The organism is Falsiroseomonas sp. (assembly GCF_041690465.1).
Lineage (GTDB): Bacteria > Pseudomonadota > Alphaproteobacteria > Acetobacterales > Acetobacteraceae > Falsiroseomonas.
Genome location: NZ_JAWLHG010000004.1, coordinates 215,639 through 234,122, shown reverse-complemented (window position 1 = coordinate 234,122; position 18,484 = coordinate 215,639). Strand labels below are relative to the sequence as shown.

The following is an 18,484-nucleotide window of genomic DNA, read 5'->3' as shown; positions in this document are numbered from 1 at the left end:
CATGCGCCTCGCCCGCCGTTCGCTGCTTGCCGCCGCCCTCGTCATGCCCGCCATCGCGCGGGCGCAGGGCAGCGCCTTCCCGACGCGCCAGGTGCGCATCGTCGTGCCGTTCCCGCCGGGCGGCGGGCTCGATGCGCTGGCGCGCGCACTGGCCGACCGGCTGCAGGCCGCGTGGGGCCAGCCGGTGGTGGTGGACAACCGGCCTGGTGGCTCCACCGTGCCGGGCGTGGACATCGTGGCGAAGGCGGCACCGGATGGACACACGCTGCTGATCACCGCGGACAACTCCATCACCTCCAACCCGCACCTGATCCGCGGCATGCCCCACGACCCGATGCGTGACCTGGCACCGCTCAGCCACCTGGTGGATGTGCACCAGATGGTGCTGGTGCATCCCTCGGTCGGCGCCGGAACGCTGGCGGAGCTGGTGGCGGCGGCGCGCGCCGCGCCGGGGCGGTTCAACTTCGGCTCCTACGGCAATGCCAGCCAGCCGCACCTCGCCTTCGCCGCGCTGATGGCGCGCGAGAAGATCGAGATGGTGCATGTGCCCTATCGCGGCCTGACGCCGGCGGTGATGGCGACCTTGGCAGGCGAGGTGCAGATGACGCTGGCCGGCATCGCCTCCGGCGCCAGGCACATCGAAGCCGGGACGCTGAAGGCGCTCGCGGTCGGCAAGCCGACGCGCTTCGAGGCGCTGACGCAGGTGCCGACTCTGATCGAGGCCGGCTACCCCGAGATCGACCCGCGCACCTGGTTCGGCGCCTTCGCCCCCGCCGGGACGCCGCCCGAGCTGCTTTCGCAGCTGCACGCGGCGCTGGCCGCGGCGATGCAGCAGCCGAGCGTGCGCGACCGCCACCTGCTGACCTCGGGCTACACCGTGCATGTCCGCACGCCGGAGGCGACGGCCGCCTTCCTGCGCGAGGACTTCGAGTACAAGCGCCGCCTGATCGCGACCGCCGGGATCAGGGTGGAGTGAGGCGCTTCGCCAGCTTGCGCGCGAGCAGGTAGCCGAGCATCCCCGCAACCGGCGCGGCGGGCAGCACCAGCAGCCAGCCCAGATGCTGCCCGCCGATCACCAGGCCGAGCCCGATGCCGAGCATCAGTCCGCCGACCAGGCTTCCGACGACCCCGGCCGTCAGGCCGAGGACAAGGATCTCTTCGCGCGTGATCATGGCGCGGCAGTAGGCGAGCGGATCGCGGTTTGACAAGTCGCCGCCCGGCCGCCTATAGCCCCACCTCCTTCCGGGAACGCGGACAAGGGGTGATCCCTTGCGCCCGCCCTTCGGCCCCAGGGCCTTCGGGACTACCGGGACAACCAGGGTGCTTCAGCGCCCATCGAAGAAGGACCGAGGCCGAGAGGCCCGGCAGAGAGCCGCATGACCAAGCGCGCTGAATCCAAGTACAAGATCAATCGCCGCCTTGGCGTGAACCTTTGGGGCCGTGCCAAGTCCCCCGTCGCCAAGCGCGAATACGGCCCCGGCCAGCACGGCCAGCGCCGCAAGCAGAAGCCGACCGACTTCGGCGTGCAGCTGATGGCCAAGCAGAAGCTCAAGGGCTACTACGGCAACATCGGCGAGAAGCAGTTCCGCAAGTATTACGAGGAAGCCGTCCGCCGGAAGGGCGACACCTCCGAGAATCTGATCGAGCTGCTGGAGCGCCGGTTGGACACCGTCGTGTACCGCATGAAGCTGGCGGTCACACCCTTCGCGGCGCGGCAGTTCGTCAACCACGGCCATGTCACGGTGAACGGCAAGCGTCTGAACATCCCCTCCTACCTCGTCAAGGACACCGACGTTATCGAGGTGAAGGAGAAGTCGAAGCAGATGACGGCGCTGCTCGATGCCGCGCAGTCCGGCGAGCGCGACGTCCCCGAGTATATCGAGGTGGACCACCGCGCCATGCGCGGCCGCATGCTGCGTGCGCCCAAGCTTTCCGACGTGCCCTATCCCGTGCAGATGGAGCCGAACCTGGTGGTCGAGTTCTACTCGCGCTGAGGTTGACGGAGGAGAGGGGAACACTCTCTCCTCCCGAACACTCGGGCGGGCGAGCCACCCCCCTCACGGTATCCCTCTCGCATCCTCCCCCAACGCCTGTCGGGTGGTGAAAAGGGAGGCACGGCGCAGCGATGCCGATGACCTACGACGCGCTGAAGCTGCTCCATATCCTCGGCGTCGTTCTGCTCGTCGGCAACGTCACCGTGACCTCGATCTGGAAGCTCTATGCCGACGGAACGCGGGACCCGGTGGTCATCGCCTTCGCCCAGCGGCTGGTGACCATCACCGACTGGTTCTTCACCTTCTGGGGCATCGTCCTGCTCGTGGTCGGCGGCTATGGCGCCGCCTGGGTCGCCGGCATGGATGTGCTGCGCGATGACTGGATCGTCTGGTCCGAGATCATGTTCGTCATCGCCGGGCTGATCTGGCTGTTCCTCCTGGTGCCGATCCAGGTCCGGCAGGCGCGAATGGCGCGTGCCTTCGCCAGGGGCGCGCCGATCCCGGACGCCTACTGGCGCCTCGGCCGGCTATGGATCCTGTGGGGCCTGGTCGCCACCATCCCCCTGGTCGCGGCGAGTTGGATGATGGTCCGCAAGGGATGGTGAGTGGCCGGAGCGCCGAGGCCCTCGCGTCAGGCCTGTGGCGCTTGAAGCCGAATCCGGGTTGCGGAGATCGCGCCGGGAACAAACATCCCGCAGACCCATGATGCGCCCCAACCTGCCGCTGTTCCTGTTCACGCTGCTCTATCTGTTCCCACTCAGCCTCTCCGCCGTGCTGCACCAATACACCGGTATCGGCCGGGACTGGTGGAGTGCGGATCGCTCCAGCGTCGGCCACCTGCCGCCGGCCGCCGAGCACCGGGCCGCGGTGGTCAGGGTCTTTGCGGCGCCCACGGTTCGCTGGCGCGGCATCTTCGCCGTCCACAGCTGGATCGTCCTGAAGCCCGAGGGCGCGACCGCCTACACCCGCTACGACTACACCGCCTGGGGCGCGCCGATCCGCGTCAACGGCTTCGAGCCCGATGGCCGCTGGTTCGGGCGCCATCCGGAGGTGATCTTCGCCGCGGATGACGAAGCTGCCGCGGCCCTGATCCCGCGCATGCAGGCGGCCATCGAGGCCTATACCTGGCGCGAGCGTGGCCACTACCGCGCCTGGCCGGGGCCGAACTCGAACACCTTCGTCGCTGCCGTGCTGGACGCCGTGCCGGAGGTCGAGGTCACCTTGCCGCCCACCGCGATCGGCAAGGATTTCCCGTACGACGGCCGCTGGATCCGCCGCACGGCCTCCGGCTCCGGCCTGCGCCTCACGCTCGGTGGCTATGCCGGCCTGACGATCGGCTGGGTCGAGGGGATCGAGGTCAACATCCTCGGCGCCGTCGCCGGCTTCGACATTCGCCGGCCCGCGATCAAGCTGCCGGGGCTCGGCCGCCTGGGCCTGCCAAGCGCGGATCCGGCCTGACGGCCAGCGCCGGACCTAGTCTTCTTTCACCCGCTTCGCCCGCTCTGCCTCGCGCAGCCAGTCCTCGGTGGTCTTCGCCACGGGCCGGGCCGGGCCGACATAGGGGTCGAGTGCGCTTTCCGTCGCTTCGAACACGCGGCACGCCTCGCAGAGGCGCAGCACGCGCAGGCGCGCGGGATCGGCGAACATCCAGTGCTTCACGCCGGTGAGCTTCCGCATCACCGCCTCGATCTGGCTCTTCACGCCGAAGGGCCTGGCGCAGCGCTCGCAGCAGAACGGCTCCTCCTCCTTCACCACCCGGATCTGCGCGGCATCCGGCGCGAGGTTCAGCCGCGGGACCAGGGTGATGACCTTCTCCGGGCAGGTCACGGCGCAGAGGCCGCATTGCACGCAGGCATCCTCCAGGAACCGCAGCTGCGGCGTCTCCGGGTTGGCGCTGAAGGCGCCGGTCGGGCAGACGCTGGTGCAGGCGACGCAGAGCGTGCAGCCGCCGACCTCCACCCGCGCCTCGCCGAACGGCGCCAGCGCCGGCATCGCGATCTCGCCGCCACGCTTGCCGGCGCCCTCGGCCAGCGCGCGCGCGGCCTGGCGCAGGATCTCCCGCGAGGCACCGAGTGCCAGATGCGTGGAGGGCGGGAAGGGCAGGCCGCGGCGCGGTACCGCACGCAGCGCCTCGCCGAGGGAGAAGGGATCGTCGGTCTCGATAGCGGCGGCGCGCGGCGCGCCGTGGTCGGGCACGCCGAGGCCGTCCAGCACATGCCGCACGTAGTCGAGGTTCCGGAACACGCCCTCCGTGCCATGCGCGCGCCGGCCCTTCAGCAGGAGCCGGACCTGCGCGGCGCCCCAGGCGAAGGCGCTCAGCAGCAGGCCGAGATCGAGCGACGACACCTCGTTGACGCGCAGCGGCAGCACGCGGGCGGGCAGGCCCTCGCCCTGGCGGGACAGCGCCTCGATCATGGCCTCGCCGTGCTCGTCATGAACCAGCAGCAGCGGCGCCTCCCCACCCGCCTCGCGATAGGTGAGCAGCAGCGTGCGCAGCCGCTTCAGCATCGCCTCCGCGGTCGGCAGCGCGTAGCTGGCCGCGCCTGTCGGGCAGACCGCCGCGCAGGCGCCGCAGCCGGCGCAGATCTCGGCGGAGATCTGGACGGCATCCTTCCCCGGCGTGATCGCACCGGTCGGGCAGAGATCGAGACAGCGCGTGCAGCCGGTCCTGCGGTTGCGCGAATGGGCGCAGAGCGCGGCGTCGAAGGTCACGAAGCGCGGCTTGTCGAATTCGCCGACCAGTTCGCGTGACGCCGCAATGGCGCGCTCCACCGCGGCAGCGTCCGCCGGGTCGGCGCGCAGGTAGCCCTGCCGCAGCTCACGCGTCGGGAACAGCGCCGCGCCGCCGGTGAGGTCCAGGATCACGTCGCAACGGCTCTTCGCGCCGTCCTTCGCCGGCCCCCATGCATAGGCGGCGCGCGAGGAGGGGCGGGGCATCGCATAGCCATCCACCACCACCTCGAAATTGCCGAGCCAGCCCGTGGCACCGCGGGCGCGACCGCGGGCGACGGGGAATTCGGTCGTGCGCAGCGGCGGCACCTCCTCCGCCCCGGTCAGCAGCACGGTGATGTCGAGCGTCGCGGCGAGCTTCCGCGCCGCCTCCAGCGCCACGGCGTCGCGGCCGAGCACCAGCGTCACGCCCTGGCTCGCCAGCGGCACCAGCGGGGTCGCCGGCATCGGCACCTCGGCCGCGGCGATCAGCGCCGCCATCTTCGGGCCGGCGGCTTTCGCCTCGTCGGACCAGCCGGCGGTCTCGCGGATGTTGACGAAGCTGAGGGGGGCGGCGAAGCCGGCGGCCTCCGCCTCCTGCCGGAACAGCGGGGCCTGGGCGGTGCAGGCCACGGTGACCGCCCCGCCCTCGGCCAGCGCGGCAAGGAAGCGGTCGAGCTGGGCCTGGCAGAGCTGCTCGGCGCTGCGCAGCTCCGACCCCGGCGCCGTGGCGCAGCCGCGCGCGATGGCGCGGCCGTCGAGCGGCATGGTGTCCTCGCAGCTGCAGACGAAGGTGGTGGTGCGCATCCCGGCCCCGGCGTCCCCGAAACTTCCCCGACCCCTAGGCTCAGGGATTGCGGGGGCATATATCCGCCGGCGCGCCCGCTTGCGAGGGATCGGGAGGATTTTGTCGGGTCGTGTCACCGAGCCTGTCCGCCACCGGCCTGCCGGAACTGCCATCGGTCTTCACCCCCGTCGTGCCGCTGCGCGAGGCGGGCGACGCGATGACGCGTGCCGTCGCTCTTGCGCCGCAGCACGGGGCGGGGACGCTGGCCTGGGTACGCTCCGCCGCGCGGATCGAGGCCGCAGTGGTGCTGGAGCCGGAGCAGCCGCTCGCCGTCGCCCGCCCGGCACTGTTCGCCGCCGCCTCGGCGCTGGCCGATGCTCTCGCCGCCTTCGGCCCGCCCGAGGTGCCGCTGACCTTCCGCTGGCCCGCGGCGGTGCTGGTCAATGGCGGGCAGGTCGGGGAGGCGCGGATCACCTGGCCCGAGGATTGCGCGGAAGATGCGGTGCCGGACTGGATCGTAGTCGGCGTCGAGGCCCGGGTCGGCTTTCCGCGGGGCTGGGATCCCGGCCACGGCGTGGACCAGACCGCGCTGACCGAGGAAGGCTGGGATGCGGAGGAGGTCTCGGCCGCCGAGCTCACCGCCGCCTGGGCGCGCCATCTGATGGCCGGGCTGGCGGAATGGCAGCACGGCGGGCCGACGGGCGGCTTCCGGCGGCTGGCCGAACGCTTCCTCGCCCGGCTGGAAAACGAGGCGGGCAGCGAAGGCTTCAGGCGCGGCCTGGATCCCGCGAGCGGCGACCTGGTGCTGGAACGCGCGGGCGTGCGCCAGCGCCTCGGGCTGGTCGAGGCGCTGCGCGGATGAGCACGCACACGCTCCCCGCTTCCGGCGTGAAGTTGCCGCGCACCCTCAGGCTCGATCTCTCCGATACGCTGATCTTCGACTGTGCCGCCGAACCCGGCGAGTGGGCGGTGCCCGGCGGCTTCGAGTTCTGGGAGGAGGACCCGGCCACCATGCCCGGCAAGCGCCGCCAGGCCTTCCGCGGCGGCTTCCTCGGCCTGTCCAGCTTCGGCTGGTCCACCCTGGTCGAGGTTGCGGAGGCGACGGCGGAACAGCGCGAGGCGGCGCTGGCCGCTTTGGCTGCGCATCTCCGCACCCGCCACGGCGCGCCGGACGAGGCGGCCGCGCGCGCTGCGGCGGAGGAGGAGATCGCCTTTGCCGAAAGCCTCTGCGATCACCCGACCGGCACGGTCCTGGCGCTGACCCGCAGCGGGGAGGCGGGCGAACTGCGCGAGCGCTTCCGCACCCTGCACCTGCGCGACACGCCGCACACCAGCTTCAATGCTCTCCCGGTCTTCGGGATCGCGGTGGTGGAGGGTGAGGAGGAAGTCGTCGAGACCCCCGACCTGACGCGTTTGGGGGGCAGGTAGGCGCGCATGCAGGTTCCGCATCACCACCCTCCCGCGCCGCCCCCGGGCCTGGTGCCCGGCGATTTCTGGGTGGCCAGCGGGCACCATCTCTGCGACCGCGACGAGGCGGGGCGCATCCATGGCACGCCCGACCTCTGGCGCGCCTTCTGCGCCCGGCCCGAGCTGGTGCCGCCCGAGGAAGCTTGCGACGCCGAGCGCGCGCTGCACGCCGCGCTGCTGGAAGAGACGATGCGCACCGTGCCGCCCGCCGAGCTGGCCGCCCTGGCCGATCCGGATGCGCGGGAGAACTGGCAGGTCTTCCTCACCTTCCGCGACCGCGTCGCGGCGCAACCGAGCCTGGAGGCCGCCTGGCTGGCGCTCTATCGCGAGGGCGTCGCCGGCATCCCGCCGATCTTCCTGCAGATGCTGACCCATCTCGTGGTGAGATCGGCGATGGAAACAGAGGAAAATCCCTTCGTGCTGCGCGCCGCCGAGTGCCTGTTCCGCCCGCAGCGCGCCGGCATCCACCAGGGCTCCACCCTGCTGGCGGATGAGGAGGTGCTGGAGATGAAGGCTGCCTCCGGCGATTTCGGCCCGCTCGGCCAGCTGCTGGTCGAAGCCGGCGCGCCGCCGCGCGAGATCGAGATCGACGTGCTGAACGAGGCCAATGCGCCCGCCTATTTCGCACGCTCCGATGCGCATGACTTCGCGCTCGACATCGCCGAAGGACGGGAGGGTCAGCACGGCATCGCCCGCGCGCTGGAGCGGCTCATCGCCCATCTGTTCGGCGAGACGGTGGCGATCCGGCCCGTGCCGGTGATCGAGGACCACAACTGGACCTGGCATGTCGGCCTGGATGCCGAGGCGACGGCGATCGCCAACGATCTGTGGCACGGCAGGAAGGTCAGGCAGGAGCGTCTGGCGCGCATCCTCTGGCTCGGCGTGCTGGAGTTCGCCGATGGCGCGCGCGTGTTGCCGAAGGTGGCGGGGAAGCCGGTGTACCTCGCCATCGCGATGGACGCGGCGCAGAAGCTGCGCATGAAGCCGCAGAACCTGGTTGCCGGGCTGCCGCTGCTGCCGCGGGAGGCCGCGGCGTGAATCCGGAGTCGGTCCTGATCCCCGTCGGCGTGCTCGCCGAGCGCCGGCCAGGTGTTACCCGATGGGCCGAGCATGTCTGGCGCGTGGTGGAGGTGCTGGAACAGGCGCCGCCCGCCCCGCCCTGGACCCTGCTGCGCGAGGAGGCGGGACGCGCCCTGTTCTTCGCCGGCACGGCGGAGGTCGCGCTGCACCCGACCGACACCTCCAACTACAAGCACAACCTCGAAGCCGGGCAGCCGCTGGTCTGGGTGGCGCTGCGCCGCGCCGAGACCGCCGCGGGCTTCGTGCTTCAGGCCGTCACGGTGGATCCGGGCGAGGCGCATCTCTATGCCGATGCCGGCGACGACCTGCTGGAAGCCCTGCCCATGCCGTCCGGCCTGCGTGCCGAGACCGCAGCCTTCGTCGCGCGCCACCACAAGGAGCGCGAGTTCCACAAGCGCCGCCGCGACCGCGCCGACCCCGAGGCGCTGGCGCGCCGCGGCCCGGGCCGGGGGGAGGGCGAATGACGGCCGAGGACGCGGAAGGCTTCCTCTCCCGCTGGTCCCGCCGCAAGCGCGGCGCGGCGGAGGAGCCGGTACTGCCACCCGAGCAGGCCGAGGGCGCGCAGCCGGACGGGCCGGACCCGCTCGCCGCTGCCCATCCTCCGGCGGAGCGGCAGGTCTCCCGCGCGGCCTGCCCGATCCCGAACCTGCCCGAAATCGACCTCGCCAGCCTGCCGGCCATCGATGACCTGACCGCGGAGAGCGATTTCTCGCTGTTCCTGCGCCCGGGCGTGCCGCCGCTGCTGCGCGATGCCGCGCTGCGGCGGATGTGGAGCCTGGATCCGGCGATCCGCGACTACATTGGGCCGGTCGAGTACCAGTGGGATTTCAACGCGCCGGGCGGCCTGCCCTTGGGCTTCGCCGATGCGCTCGCGGGGGACGTGAAGGAGCTGCTCGCCCAGGCGATCGGGCAGCGCGACGAGCCGGTGGAAGCCGCGCCCGATCCGGCGCCGGACACCACCGAGCCGGTGCCGCCGGACCTGCCGCTGCCGGAGCCGCCGCATGTGCTCGCAGCGGCCGACCCGCCGGCCGTGGAAGCCCACCCAGTTCCGGCCCCACGCCGACATGGCGGCGCTCTGCCCGTGTGACCCGGCTTGCTCGCCGCGTCCGTCAAGCCTCTTGCGAAAAGCCGATGGCTGGGGTTGGTTGTGCGGTGATGTAGTATACGGGCCGCCGCCATCGCGCGGGGAGTGCGACGGCTGGTTCGGATCGATGCCGGGATGACAGGTACGGAAACGCATTCCAACGACCCGATGGACGCTGAGCGCGCGCGGCTGTTCGCGCTTCTCGGGCGTCTCATGGGCGGGGCGCCGGACGCGCCGCTGCTGGCGCGGCTGAAGCTGCTGCGTGGTGGCGCGGGCGAGCTGGGCGAAGCCTATGCCGCGCTCGGCGCAGCGGCGGCGGCCACCACGCCGGAGGCGGCGGATCGCGAGTATTTCAACCTCTTCATCGGTGTTGGCCGCGGCGAGCTGCTGCCCTTCGCCTCCTACTACCTGACCGGCTTCCTGCACGAGCGGCCGCTGGCCGAGCTACGCGGCGACCTCGCCCGACTCGGGATCGAGCGCGCGGAGGGCGTGGCCGAGCCGGAGGACCACATCGCGTTCCTCTGCGAAACCTATGCCGGCCTGATCGCCGGTGCCTTCGCGGCCGATCCCGCGGAGGCCGCGCCGTTCTTCACACGCCACATCCGTCCCTGGGCGGCGCGCCTCTTCGCGGACCTCGAAGCGGCGGAGGCTGCCACCTTCTACCGCGCGGTGGGGCGGCTCGGCCGCACCGCCATGGAGATCGAGGCCGCGGCAGCGGATCTGCCGGGCTGAACACGATGCGAATCATGGGGAGTGCTGAGCGATGAGTGCGACCGGGGAGGAGAAGGCGGTGCGCCGCGGGTTCCTGAAGGCGCTCGGCCTGGGCACCGCGGCGGTGGCGGCAGCGCCCGCCCTTGCCCAGCGTGCCGACAGCGTGCCGGCCGCCGAGGCCCGCAAGGAGAACGAAGGCACCCGCATCGCCGCCCGCTACAAGGCCGACAGCGCGCATGTGCAGGCCTTCTACCGCACCAACGGCTACGAATAGGCACCGGGAGACAGCGCAGATGCTGATCAAGCGCTCCGAAGGCAGGGCTGCGAGGCAGCGGCTGGCGGCCTCGTATCAGGGGCTGTCCTCCGGCGGCCTGGACCGCCGCAGCTTCCTCCGCCAGGCGGGCTTCGCCGGGGCCGGGCTCGCGGCGCTCGGGGCCGTCGCGCCCTCCCGCGCGCGGGCCGCAGGCGCGGCGACGGGGGTGATCAACCACGCCCAGCCGGTGCAGCGGATCAAGAACATCTGCACCCATTGCTCGGTGGGCTGCACCGTCACCGCGGAGGTGCAGAACGGCGTCTGGGTCGGCCAGGAGCCGACCTGGGAATCGCCGATCAACCGCGGTACGCATTGCGCCAAGGGCGCGGCGGTGCGCGAGCTGGTGCATGGCGATCGTCGCCTGAAGTATCCGATGAAGATGGTCGGCGGGCAGTGGCAGCGCGTGTCCTGGGACGTGGCGCTGAACGAGATCGCCGACAAGCTGATGGCGGTGCGCGCCGAGAGCGGGCCGGACAGCGTGTTCTGGCTGGGCAGCGCGAAGTTCTCGAACGAAGGCTCGTATCTCTACCGGAAGTTCGCCGCCTTCTGGGGCACGAACAACGTGGACCACCAGGCGCGCATCTGTCACTCGACGACGGTTGCAGGTGTTGCGAACACCTGGGGCTACGGCGCGATGACGAACTCCTACAACGACATCCGCAACTCCAAGACCATGATCATCATGGGGGGCAACCCGGCGGAGGCGCATCCGGTCAGCCTGCAGCACCTGCTTTCGGGCAAGGAGCGCAACCGGGCGAAGATGATCGTCATCGACCCGCGCTACACCCGCACTGCGGCGCATGCGACCGAGTACGTGCGGATCCGGCCGGGCACCGACATCCCGGTCATCTGGGGGATGCTGCACCACATCTTCGCCAATGGCTGGGAGGACAAGGAGTTCATCCGCCAGCGGGTCTACGGCATGGACGAGATCCGCGCCGAGGTGGCGAAGTGGACGCCGGCGGAGGTGGAGCGCGTCACCGGCGTGCCGGGCGCGCAGCTGCGGGCCGTCGCCGAGGCCTTCGCGAAGGAGAAGCCGGCGACGCTGATCTGGTGCATGGGCGCGACGCAGAAGACGGTGGGCACGGCGAATGTCCGCGCCTTCTCGATCCTGCTGCTGGCCACCGGCAATGTCGGCGCCGACGGCACCGGCGCGAACATCTTCCGCGGCCATTGCAACGTGCAGGGCGCGACGGATTTCGGCCTCGATGTCGGCACCCTGCCTGCCTATTACGGCCTGGAGGAGGGCGCCTGGCGGCACTGGTCGCGGGTGTGGGGCGTCTCCTACGACAGCATGGTCGAACGCTTCGACAGCAAGCAGATGATGGGTGCGCCGGGCATTCCGACCACGCGCTACTTCGACGCCGTGACGCTGCCGAAGGACCAGATCCAGCAGCGCGACCGGCTGAAGGCGATGGTTGTGTTCGGCCATGGCGGCAACACCGTCACCCGCATGCCGGAAGCGGTGAAGGGCCTGGAGGCGCTGGACCTGCTGGTCGTCGCCGACCCGCACCCGACCACCTTCGCCGTGCTCGCCGACCGGCGGGAGAACACCTACCTTCTGCCGATCTGCACGCAGTTCGAATGCGACGGCAGCCGCACCGCCTCCAACCGTTCGCTGCAGTGGGGGCATCGGGTCGTCGCGCCGATCTTCGAATCCAAGACCGACTACGAGGCGATGTACCGGCTTGCCGGCGCGCTCGACGCCGCGGCGGAGAACCGGAACATGCCGGTCCGCTTCCGCGAGGAGATGTTCAAGCCGTACGAGATCAGGGACGACGCCCCGACCGCGGAGAGCATCCTGCGGGAGATCAACCGTGGGTCGCTCAGCACCGGCTACACCGGGCAGTCGCCGGAGCGGTTGAAGCTGCACATGGAGCACCAGGACAAGTTCGACCTGGTGACGCTGCGCGGCCGCGAGGGCACGCCGGTGGCGGGCGACTTCTACGGCCTGCCGTGGCCGTGCTGGGGCAAGCCGGAGTGGAAGCATCCTGGCAGCCACATCCTCTACAACACCAACCTGCATGTGAAGGACGGCGGCGGCACCTTCCGCCCGCGCTTCGGGGTGGAGCGCAACGGCGTGACCCTGCTCGCCGAGGGCAGCTGGTCGGAAGGCTCGGAGATCCGCGACGGCTATCCGGAGTTCACCACCGCGGTGCTCAAGCGTCTCGGCTGGTACGACGAGCTGACCGCCGAGGAGAAGGCCTGGATCGAGGGCAATGGCGGCACTTTCAGCTGGGCCACCGATCTCTCCTTCGGCATCCAGCGCGTGGCGATGGAGTATGGCTGCGTGCCCTACGGCAACGGCAAGGCGCGCGCCGTGGCATGGAACCTGCCCGATCCGGTGCCGGTGCACCGCGAGCCGATCTACACGCCGCGGGTGGACCTGCTGGCGCAGTACCCGACGCTGCCGGACCGCCGCGGCTTCCGCCTGCCGCATCTGGGCGTGACGGTGCAGAACCGCTCGCGCGAGGTGGCGCCGAACTTCCCGATCATCCTCACCTCCGGCCGCCTGGTGGAATACGAGGGCGGCGGCGAGGAGACGCGGTCCAACAAGTGGCTCGCCGAGTTGCAGCAGGACATGTTCGTTGAGATCAACCCGGCGGATGCCGCCGCGCGGAACATCCGCGACGGCCAGTGGGTGATGGTGAGTGGCCCGGAGAACAACAGCCGCGCCCGCGTGAAGGCGCTGGTGACGGAGCGCGTCGGGCCCGGCGTCGCCTTCATGCCCTTCCACTTCGCCGGCTGGTTCATGGGAACCGACCAGCGAGCCAGGTATCCGCAGGGAACCGATCCGATCGTGCTCGGCGAGAGCGTGAACGCGATCACCACCTACGGCTACGATCCGGTGACCTTCATGCAGGAAACGAAGGTCACCCTCTGCCAGATCAGCGCGGCGTAAGGGGGGGCGCAGACCATGGCCCGCATGAAGTTCCTGTGCGACAGCGACCGTTGCATCGAGTGCAACGCCTGCGTCACCGCCTGCAAGAACGAGCACGAGGTGCCCTGGGGCATCAACCGGCGCCGGGTGGTGACCATCAACGACGGCAAGCCGGGCGAGCGCAGCATCTCCATGGCGTGCATGCACTGCACCGACGCGCCCTGCGCGGCGGTGTGCCCGACCTCGTGCTTCTACACCACGGCGGACGCGGTGGTGCTGCACGACAAGGACACCTGCATCGGGTGCGGCTATTGCTTCTACGCCTGCCCCTTCGGCGCGCCGCAGTATCCGCGCGTCGGCAATTTCGGCAGCCGCGGCAAGATGGACAAGTGCACCTACTGCGCCGGCGGGCCGCAGGCCGACAATGTCTCGGCGGAATACGTGCAGTACGGCGCCAACCGGCTGGCGGAGGGCAAGCTGCCCATCTGCGCTGAGATGTGCTCCACCAAGGCGCTGCTGGCCGGCGATGGCGAGATGATCGCCACCATCTACCGGGAGCGGGTGCAGAAGCGCGGCTACGGCGCCGGCGCCTGGGGCTGGCGCACCGCCTACAGGGAGACGCTCAGCGTCTGAACGACTACGGGCGGCGGCGGGCGAAAGCCCGCGGCGAAGCCTCGGGGAACACGCAGATGATCGCACGCATCCTTCCCGCGCTGGCGCTGGCATTCGGGCTGCTTGGCGCGCCGCTCGCCGGCCCTGCCCTGGCGCAGCTCGGCGGACCGGTGGTGGGGACGCCCACCAACCCCGTCGCGCCCAATCTGAGCGCCGACGAGCTCGAGCTGCAGCGGGCGCTGACCGGCGGGCGCATCGCCGGCCGCGGCTCCATACCGGATGCGCAGGCCTCCAGCCTGATCCAGCCCGCCGGGCGCGACTGGCGCGACTTCCACAACATCACCCTTGCCTGGGTGGGCGGCATCGCGGTGCTCGGCATGCTCGGCATCGTGGTGCTTTACTACGCCACGCGCGGGCGCATCCGGATCGACTCCGGCAAGTCCGGCCGCACCATCCAGCGCTTCAACATGCTGGAGCGCACGGCGCATTGGATGACGGCTTCCTCCTTCATCGTGCTGGCGCTGTCGGGGCTCAATCTCACCTTCGGCCGCTACCTGCTGCTGCCGCTGCTGGGGCCGGAGGCCTTCGCCACCGTCACGCTGTGGGGGAAATACGCGCACAACTACCTGTCCTTCCCCTTCACGCTCGGCGTGGTGCTGCTGTTCCTGCTCTGGGTGAGGGACAATCTTCCGAACGGGAAGGATGTCGCCTGGTTCACGGCGGGCGGCGGGCTGCTGGGCCGCGGGCATCCGCCAGCCGGGCGTTTCAACGGCGGGCAGAAGCTGGTGTTCTGGATCACCGTGATCGGCGGCACGCTGGTGGCCGTCTCCGGCTATGTTCTGATCTTCCCCTTCTGGGCGACCGACATCGCCGGGCAGCAGCTGGCGCACATCGTGCACGGCGTCGTCTCGGTGCTGATGATTGCGGCGATGATCGGCCACATCTACATCGGGTCCCTCGGCATGGAGGGCGCCTTCGATGCCATGGGCTCCGGCCAGGTGGACGTGAACTGGGCCAAGGAGCATCACTCGCTCTGGGTCGAGGACGAGATGAAGAAGGCGCGCGAGACTGTTGCCGGTCCGGCGGCTGCGAAGGCGGCCGGCGCGGATTGAACGCTTCTCCCTCCTCCGCTTGCGGGGGAGGGGACACCATGAACCAGGAATGCACGTGCGCCTGATCGGATTGGCTGGCTGGAGCGGCGCCGGCAAGACCACGCTGATGACGCGGCTGATCCCGGAGCTTGCGGCGCGCGGCGCCAGCGTCTCCACGCTCAAGCACGCGCACCATGCCTTCGACATCGACCAGCCGGGCAAGGACAGCTACGCCCACCGCTCCGCCGGCGCGCGCCAGGTGCTGGTGGCCAGCGCGCATCGCTGGGCGCTGATGAGCGAGTTGCGCGGCGCGCCGGAGCCGAAACTCGCCGAGTTGCTTCGCCGGCTCGACCCTGTTGACCTGGTGATCGTCGAGGGCTTCAAGCGCGACGCGCATCCCAAGCTCGAAGTGCATCGCGGCGCCAACGGCAAGCCCTGGATCCATCCGGAGGATCCCCACATCGCCGCGATCGCCGCCGACATCGCGCCGCCCGGCGACCGGCTGCCGCATGCGCATCTGGACGACATCGCCGCGATCGCCGATCTGGTGCTTGCGCATGCCGCGCCGCTGGAGGACTTCCTGGCGCGCGGGTAAGGGGAGCGCATGGCCCAGCTCAGCGACGATTGCTTCGCCTTCGGCGGCAAGCTGCTCGCGGTGGAGCAGGCGGCCGCGCTGATTGCCGAACGCGTGCCGGTGCTGGAAGGCACGGAGCGCGTCACGCTGCGCGCCGCCCTCGGCCGCGTGCTGGCCGAGGATCTGTGCGCGCCGCTGCCGCTGCCGCCCTTCTTCAACGCGGCGGTGGACGGCTACGCCTTCCGTCACGTCGATCTGGCGCCTGAGGGCGAGACGCGCCTGCCCATCGCCGGCCGGCTGCAGGCCGGCGCGCAGCCAGAGGCGGTGGCGCCCGGCACGGCAATGCGCATCTTCACCGGCGCGGCGATGCCCGCGGGCGCCGATACCGTGATGATGCAGGAGGATACGCGGGAGGAAGCCGGCGCAGTCATCCTGCCGCCCGGCCTCAAGCACGGCGCGAATTGCCGCCCTGCGGGCGAGGACCTGGCCGAGCATGCCGTGGCGCTCGCCAGCGGGCGGCGGCTGATGCCACCCGATATCGGCCTTGCGGCCGCGCTCGGGATCACCGAGCTGCCAGTGCGGCGGCTGGTGCGCGTCGGCGTCTTTTCCACCGGCGACGAGTTGGCCGAGCCCGGCACAGCACTCGGGCCCGCGCAGACCTATGATTCCAACCGCTTCACCCTGATGGCGCTGCTGGCCGGCCTGCCGGCGGAGGCGGTGGATCTCGGCATCCTGCCGGATGACCGCGAGGCCACCGCGCAGGCGCTACGGGAAGCGGCGGGCGCGCATGACCTGCTGCTGACCTCGGGCGGCGTCTCGACCGGCGAGGCCGATCATGTGAAGGCGGCGATCGAGGAAGGCGGGCGGCTGGTTTTCTGGCGGCTGGCGATCAAGCCGGGGCGGCCGGCAGCGATGGGGGTGATCCGCGCCAAGGCCGACGCGGTCGGCGGCGGGACGCCGGCGGTGGGTCTGCCGGGCAATCCGGTGGCCGCGGTGGTCACCTTCCTGCACCTGGCGCGGCCGCTGGTCCTGCGGTTGGCCGGCGCCGACGCCGAGACGCTGCCGCGCTTCGCGGCAACGGCCGACTTCGCCTATCGCAAGAAGGCGGGGCGGCGGGAGTATGTGAGGGTGTCGCTGACCTTCAGGGGCGACCTGCCGCTGGCGCGGAAGTACCCGCGGGAAGGGGCAGGGCTACTGACCTCGCTGACCCGGTCGGATGCCTTCGCGGAACTCGGCGAGGAGATCACCCAGGTGGCGCCTGGCGACCGGGTGCCGGTGCTGCCCTTCCGGGCGGTGTTCTGACCTGCCGCGACGGACCGGCGCCCCATCACGCCGGCTTCGACGCTTTGGGGGGGCGACCGCTGTTGGAAGCGGCGCCCGCATCCACGACCGGGATGCGGCGCAGCGTCATCGCAGGATCAGAGGCGCACGCCCTCGGTGGTGTGGCGCTGCTCGGCCGTGCGCTGGATGCTGCCGTCGAGCACGACATAGGCGCCGAGCGCGATGATGATCGCGACGGCAGACCCGATCAGGACGGATTTCACGCTGGCTGCCTCCCCTGAACCAGTTGCGCTTCATTGGTAGGTTCGCCGCCAACCGCCTGCAAGATGCGCTCCGCCTCGGCGAGGTCCTCGGGCGCATTGGCGTTGAAGAAGGGATCGTACGGCGCCGCCGGCCAATCGGCGTGGGCACAGCCGAAGCGCGCCGTCCAGCGGTCTATCTTGCGCTCGCCGGCGAGCAGTGCAGCGCGCAGCTCCTCGCGCAGGGCCACCGGCCAGAGGCCGATCGGCGGATGCGCCTGTCCGTCGGAGCGGGCGCAGGCGAGTTGCGCATCGGCTGCCACGCGCGCCGCATGCAGCCGGGCGACCAGGTCGGGCGGGATGAAGGGCGCATCGCCGGTAACGGAGGCCACCCAGGGCAGGCCGGGATACGCCGCCGCCGCATGGTCCAGCGCGGCGAGGATGCCGGCGAGCGGGCCGGGATGGTCGGGCAGCGTGTCCGGGACCACGGGAAGCCCGTGGACGGCGAAGCGCGCCGGATCGCCATTGGCGTTCAGGATGATGGCCGGCACCTGCGGGCGTAGCCGGTCGAGCAGATGGTCCAGCAGCGGGCGGCCGCCGATGGTCCGCAGCGGCTTGTCGCCGCCACCCATGCGCCGCGCCAGGCCACCGGCCAGGACGACGGCCAGCGTGTCACTGCGCATCGGCGCCTGCGTCCTGGCTCTGGGCCTCGGCGCTGTTCTTGCGCCAGTGCTTCGCGCTCTCCTCGGGCACATAGGCCGGGTCGGCGTCGAAGACGATCCGCTGCTCGCCGGCCAGCGCCACGAATCGCTTGCCCTTGCAGCGGCCGACCAGGGTCAGGTTGGCTTCCCGTGCCAGTTCCACCCCCCAGGCGGTGAAGCCGGAGCGGCTGATCAGGATGGGGATGCCCATCCGCACCGTCTTGATCACCATCTCCGAGGTGAGCCGGCCGGTGGTGTAGAAGATCTTGTCTTCCGGCGCTTCCGCCTCGCGGAACATCCACCCGGCGATCTTGTCCACCGCATTGTGGCGGCCGACATCCTCCATGTAGACGACCGGCTGGTCCTCCCGGCACAGCGCGCAGCCATGGATCGCCCCGGCCTCGAGATAGAGGCTCGGCAGCGTGTTGATCCGGTGCAGCAGGCGGTAGAGCCAGCTGGTCCGCAACTGTGCATCCGGCGCCAGCCGGACGGAGGAAAAATCCTCCATCAGGTCGCCGAAGGCGGTGCCCTGGGCGCAGCCGGAGGTCAGCGTCTTCTTCTTCAGCTTCTGCTCGAAATCGGTCTGGCGTTCGGTGCGCACCACCACGACGCCGAGATCCTCGTCGTAGTCCACGGCGCCGACCGCATCGTCGCGCCGCAGCATCCCCTGGTTCAGCAGGTAGCCAAGGGCCAGGTCCTCCGGGCGATCGAGGATCGTCATCATCGTCACGATCTCCTGCCCGTTGAGGTAGAGGGTCAGCGGGCGCTCCACCGTCACCGACGTTTCCAGCGGCGCGCCGGTGTGGTCGAGTCCGGTGACACGGCGGGTCAGGCGGGGATCGGTCGGATCCGGCTGGACCCGGAGCAGGGGCATGTCCATGCGCAAAGGGTGGTGCGCCGCAGGCCAAGGGGCAAGCCGGGAGCGTCTCACCCATGCGGGTGAGAACGGGAGTTCTTTTT

The 18,484-nt window shown here is 70.8% G+C and carries 21 protein-coding genes; 16 read left to right on the top strand and 5 right to left on the bottom strand.

The window, feature by feature from the left end:
* The first annotated feature begins 1 nt into the window (after position 1).
* A complete protein-coding gene (locus ACESM1_RS07000; protein WP_372618975.1) occupies positions 2 to 976 on the top strand; it encodes a Bug family tripartite tricarboxylate transporter substrate binding protein in 975 nt (324 codons plus the stop codon).
* On the opposite strand, the gene ACESM1_RS06995 is transcribed toward ACESM1_RS07000, so the two are convergent.
* Positions 963 to 1,208 carry a hypothetical protein gene (locus ACESM1_RS06995; RefSeq protein ID WP_372618974.1) on the bottom strand — a complete coding sequence of 82 codons (246 nt, stop codon included), beginning with the start codon at positions 1,206 to 1,208 and terminating at the stop codon, positions 963 to 965. The two genes, ACESM1_RS07000 and ACESM1_RS06995, sit on opposite strands and share 14 nt — an antisense overlap.
* 168 nt (positions 1,209 to 1,376) lie before the next feature.
* Between ACESM1_RS06995 and rpsD the strand changes: the two genes are divergently transcribed.
* The 3 genes from rpsD to ACESM1_RS06980 all read left to right on the top strand — a co-directional run bounded on the left by rpsD (position 1,377) and on the right by ACESM1_RS06980 (position 3,452).
* On the top strand, positions 1,377 to 1,994 hold the full coding sequence (gene rpsD / locus ACESM1_RS06990; protein WP_372618973.1) for a 30S ribosomal protein S4: 618 nt from the start codon (positions 1,377 to 1,379) through the stop codon (positions 1,992 to 1,994).
* A 131-nt stretch (positions 1,995 to 2,125) separates the two neighbouring features.
* Entirely contained in the window at positions 2,126 to 2,599 is a 474-nt protein-coding gene (locus ACESM1_RS06985) for a DUF2269 family protein (RefSeq protein WP_372618972.1), read from the top strand.
* Positions 2,600 to 2,696: 97 nt separating this feature from the next.
* A complete protein-coding gene (locus ACESM1_RS06980) occupies positions 2,697 to 3,452 on the top strand; it encodes a DUF3750 domain-containing protein (protein ID WP_372618971.1) in 756 nt (251 codons plus the stop codon).
* A gap of 15 nt (positions 3,453 to 3,467) precedes the next feature.
* Here ACESM1_RS06980 and ACESM1_RS06975 read toward each other — a convergent pair whose 3' ends face one another.
* On the bottom strand, positions 3,468 to 5,510 hold the full coding sequence (locus ACESM1_RS06975; protein WP_372618970.1) for a 4Fe-4S dicluster domain-containing protein: 2,043 nt from the start codon (positions 5,508 to 5,510) through the stop codon (positions 3,468 to 3,470).
* A 110-nt stretch (positions 5,511 to 5,620) separates the two neighbouring features.
* On the opposite strand from ACESM1_RS06975, the gene ACESM1_RS06970 reads away from it, so the two are divergent.
* The 12 genes from ACESM1_RS06970 to glp all read left to right on the top strand — a co-directional run bounded on the left by ACESM1_RS06970 (position 5,621) and on the right by glp (position 16,605).
* On the top strand, positions 5,621 to 6,352 hold the full coding sequence (locus tag ACESM1_RS06970; protein ID WP_372618969.1) for a biotin/lipoate--protein ligase family protein: 732 nt from the start codon (positions 5,621 to 5,623) through the stop codon (positions 6,350 to 6,352).
* Positions 6,349 to 6,918 carry a DUF6505 family protein gene (locus ACESM1_RS06965; protein ID WP_372618968.1) on the top strand — a complete coding sequence of 190 codons (570 nt, stop codon included), beginning with the start codon at positions 6,349 to 6,351 and terminating at the stop codon, positions 6,916 to 6,918. The genes ACESM1_RS06970 and ACESM1_RS06965 overlap by 4 nt, the downstream gene beginning before the upstream one ends.
* A 6-nt stretch (positions 6,919 to 6,924) precedes the next feature.
* Positions 6,925 to 7,995, top strand: a complete 1,071-nt coding sequence (locus ACESM1_RS06960; protein WP_372618967.1) for a DUF6352 family protein — start codon at positions 6,925 to 6,927, stop codon at positions 7,993 to 7,995.
* Positions 7,992 to 8,501 (top strand): DUF3305 domain-containing protein, encoded by a 510-nt coding sequence (locus ACESM1_RS06955; protein WP_372618966.1) that lies wholly within the window; start codon positions 7,992 to 7,994, stop codon positions 8,499 to 8,501. Before ACESM1_RS06960 ends, ACESM1_RS06955 begins: the two co-directional genes overlap by 4 nt.
* Entirely contained in the window at positions 8,498 to 9,124 is a 627-nt protein-coding gene (locus ACESM1_RS06950; protein ID WP_372618965.1) for a DUF3306 domain-containing protein, read from the top strand. The genes ACESM1_RS06955 and ACESM1_RS06950 overlap by 4 nt, the downstream gene beginning before the upstream one ends.
* Positions 9,125 to 9,256: 132 nt before the next feature.
* Positions 9,257 to 9,853 (top strand): molecular chaperone, encoded by a 597-nt coding sequence (locus tag ACESM1_RS06945; RefSeq protein ID WP_372618964.1) that lies wholly within the window; start codon positions 9,257 to 9,259, stop codon positions 9,851 to 9,853.
* A gap of 31 nt (positions 9,854 to 9,884) precedes the next feature.
* Positions 9,885 to 10,106, top strand: a complete 222-nt coding sequence (locus ACESM1_RS06940; RefSeq protein ID WP_372618963.1) for a twin-arginine translocation signal domain-containing protein — start codon at positions 9,885 to 9,887, stop codon at positions 10,104 to 10,106.
* Between the two features lie 19 nt (positions 10,107 to 10,125).
* Positions 10,126 to 13,047: a formate dehydrogenase subunit alpha gene (locus ACESM1_RS06935; protein ID WP_372618962.1), complete on the top strand. Its 2,922-nt coding sequence runs from the start codon at positions 10,126 to 10,128 to the stop codon at positions 13,045 to 13,047.
* Positions 13,048 to 13,062: 15 nt separating this feature from the next.
* Entirely contained in the window at positions 13,063 to 13,659 is a 597-nt protein-coding gene (gene fdh3B / locus ACESM1_RS06930) for a formate dehydrogenase FDH3 subunit beta (protein WP_372618961.1), read from the top strand.
* Between the two features lie 56 nt (positions 13,660 to 13,715).
* Positions 13,716 to 14,750 carry a formate dehydrogenase subunit gamma gene (locus ACESM1_RS06925; protein WP_372618960.1) on the top strand — a complete coding sequence of 345 codons (1,035 nt, stop codon included), beginning with the start codon at positions 13,716 to 13,718 and terminating at the stop codon, positions 14,748 to 14,750.
* A 49-nt stretch (positions 14,751 to 14,799) separates the two neighbouring features.
* Entirely contained in the window at positions 14,800 to 15,324 is a 525-nt protein-coding gene (mobB, locus tag ACESM1_RS06920) for a molybdopterin-guanine dinucleotide biosynthesis protein B (protein WP_411278362.1), read from the top strand.
* A 9-nt stretch (positions 15,325 to 15,333) separates the two neighbouring features.
* Positions 15,334 to 16,605, top strand: a complete 1,272-nt coding sequence (gene glp / locus ACESM1_RS06915; RefSeq protein ID WP_372618959.1) for a gephyrin-like molybdotransferase Glp — start codon at positions 15,334 to 15,336, stop codon at positions 16,603 to 16,605.
* 116 nt (positions 16,606 to 16,721) lie between these two features.
* On the opposite strand, the gene ACESM1_RS06910 is transcribed toward glp, so the two are convergent.
* From ACESM1_RS06910 to fdhD, 3 genes are read right to left on the bottom strand one after another with little or no spacing between them, the layout of a single operon-like run.
* The gene (locus ACESM1_RS06910) at positions 16,722 to 16,847 is read right to left on the bottom strand and encodes a hypothetical protein (protein ID WP_372618958.1); all 126 of its coding nucleotides are present in this window, start codon (positions 16,845 to 16,847) and stop codon (positions 16,722 to 16,724) included.
* Entirely contained in the window at positions 16,844 to 17,506 is a 663-nt protein-coding gene (mobA, locus tag ACESM1_RS06905) for a molybdenum cofactor guanylyltransferase MobA (RefSeq protein WP_372618957.1), read from the bottom strand. Before mobA ends, ACESM1_RS06910 begins: the two co-directional genes overlap by 4 nt.
* Positions 17,496 to 18,398 carry a formate dehydrogenase accessory sulfurtransferase FdhD gene (gene fdhD, locus ACESM1_RS06900; protein WP_411278361.1) on the bottom strand — a complete coding sequence of 301 codons (903 nt, stop codon included), beginning with the start codon at positions 18,396 to 18,398 and terminating at the stop codon, positions 17,496 to 17,498. The genes mobA and fdhD overlap by 11 nt, the downstream gene beginning before the upstream one ends.
* Positions 18,399 to 18,484 lie beyond the last annotated feature (86 nt).

Excerpts from the sequence above, each read along its gene's own strand:
- ACESM1_RS07000 (WP_372618975.1), top strand. The coding sequence starts at position 2 with ATGCGCCTCGCCCGCCGTTCGCTGCTTGCCGCCGCCCTCGTCATGCCC.
- rpsD (WP_372618973.1), top strand. The coding sequence starts at position 1,377 with ATGACCAAGCGCGCTGAATCCAAGTACAAGATCAATCGCCGCCTTGGC.
- ACESM1_RS06985 (WP_372618972.1), top strand. The coding sequence starts at position 2,126 with ATGCCGATGACCTACGACGCGCTGAAGCTGCTCCATATCCTCGGCGTC.
- ACESM1_RS06980 (WP_372618971.1), top strand. The coding sequence starts at position 2,697 with ATGATGCGCCCCAACCTGCCGCTGTTCCTGTTCACGCTGCTCTATCTG.
- ACESM1_RS06975 (WP_372618970.1), bottom strand. The coding sequence starts at position 5,510 with ATGCGCACCACCACCTTCGTCTGCAGCTGCGAGGACACCATGCCGCTC.
- ACESM1_RS06965 (WP_372618968.1), top strand. The coding sequence starts at position 6,349 with ATGAGCACGCACACGCTCCCCGCTTCCGGCGTGAAGTTGCCGCGCACC.
- ACESM1_RS06960 (WP_372618967.1), top strand. The coding sequence starts at position 6,925 with ATGCAGGTTCCGCATCACCACCCTCCCGCGCCGCCCCCGGGCCTGGTG.
- ACESM1_RS06950 (WP_372618965.1), top strand. The coding sequence starts at position 8,498 with ATGACGGCCGAGGACGCGGAAGGCTTCCTCTCCCGCTGGTCCCGCCGC.
- ACESM1_RS06945 (WP_372618964.1), top strand. The coding sequence starts at position 9,257 with ATGACAGGTACGGAAACGCATTCCAACGACCCGATGGACGCTGAGCGC.
- ACESM1_RS06940 (WP_372618963.1), top strand. The coding sequence starts at position 9,885 with ATGAGTGCGACCGGGGAGGAGAAGGCGGTGCGCCGCGGGTTCCTGAAG.
- ACESM1_RS06935 (WP_372618962.1), top strand. The coding sequence starts at position 10,126 with ATGCTGATCAAGCGCTCCGAAGGCAGGGCTGCGAGGCAGCGGCTGGCG.
- fdh3B (WP_372618961.1), top strand. The coding sequence starts at position 13,063 with ATGGCCCGCATGAAGTTCCTGTGCGACAGCGACCGTTGCATCGAGTGC.
- ACESM1_RS06925 (WP_372618960.1), top strand. The coding sequence starts at position 13,716 with ATGATCGCACGCATCCTTCCCGCGCTGGCGCTGGCATTCGGGCTGCTT.
- mobB (WP_411278362.1), top strand. The coding sequence starts at position 14,800 with ATGCACGTGCGCCTGATCGGATTGGCTGGCTGGAGCGGCGCCGGCAAG.
- glp (WP_372618959.1), top strand. The coding sequence starts at position 15,334 with ATGGCCCAGCTCAGCGACGATTGCTTCGCCTTCGGCGGCAAGCTGCTC.
- mobA (WP_372618957.1), bottom strand. The coding sequence starts at position 17,506 with ATGCGCAGTGACACGCTGGCCGTCGTCCTGGCCGGTGGCCTGGCGCGG.
- fdhD (WP_411278361.1), bottom strand. The coding sequence starts at position 18,398 with ATGCCCCTGCTCCGGGTCCAGCCGGATCCGACCGATCCCCGCCTGACC.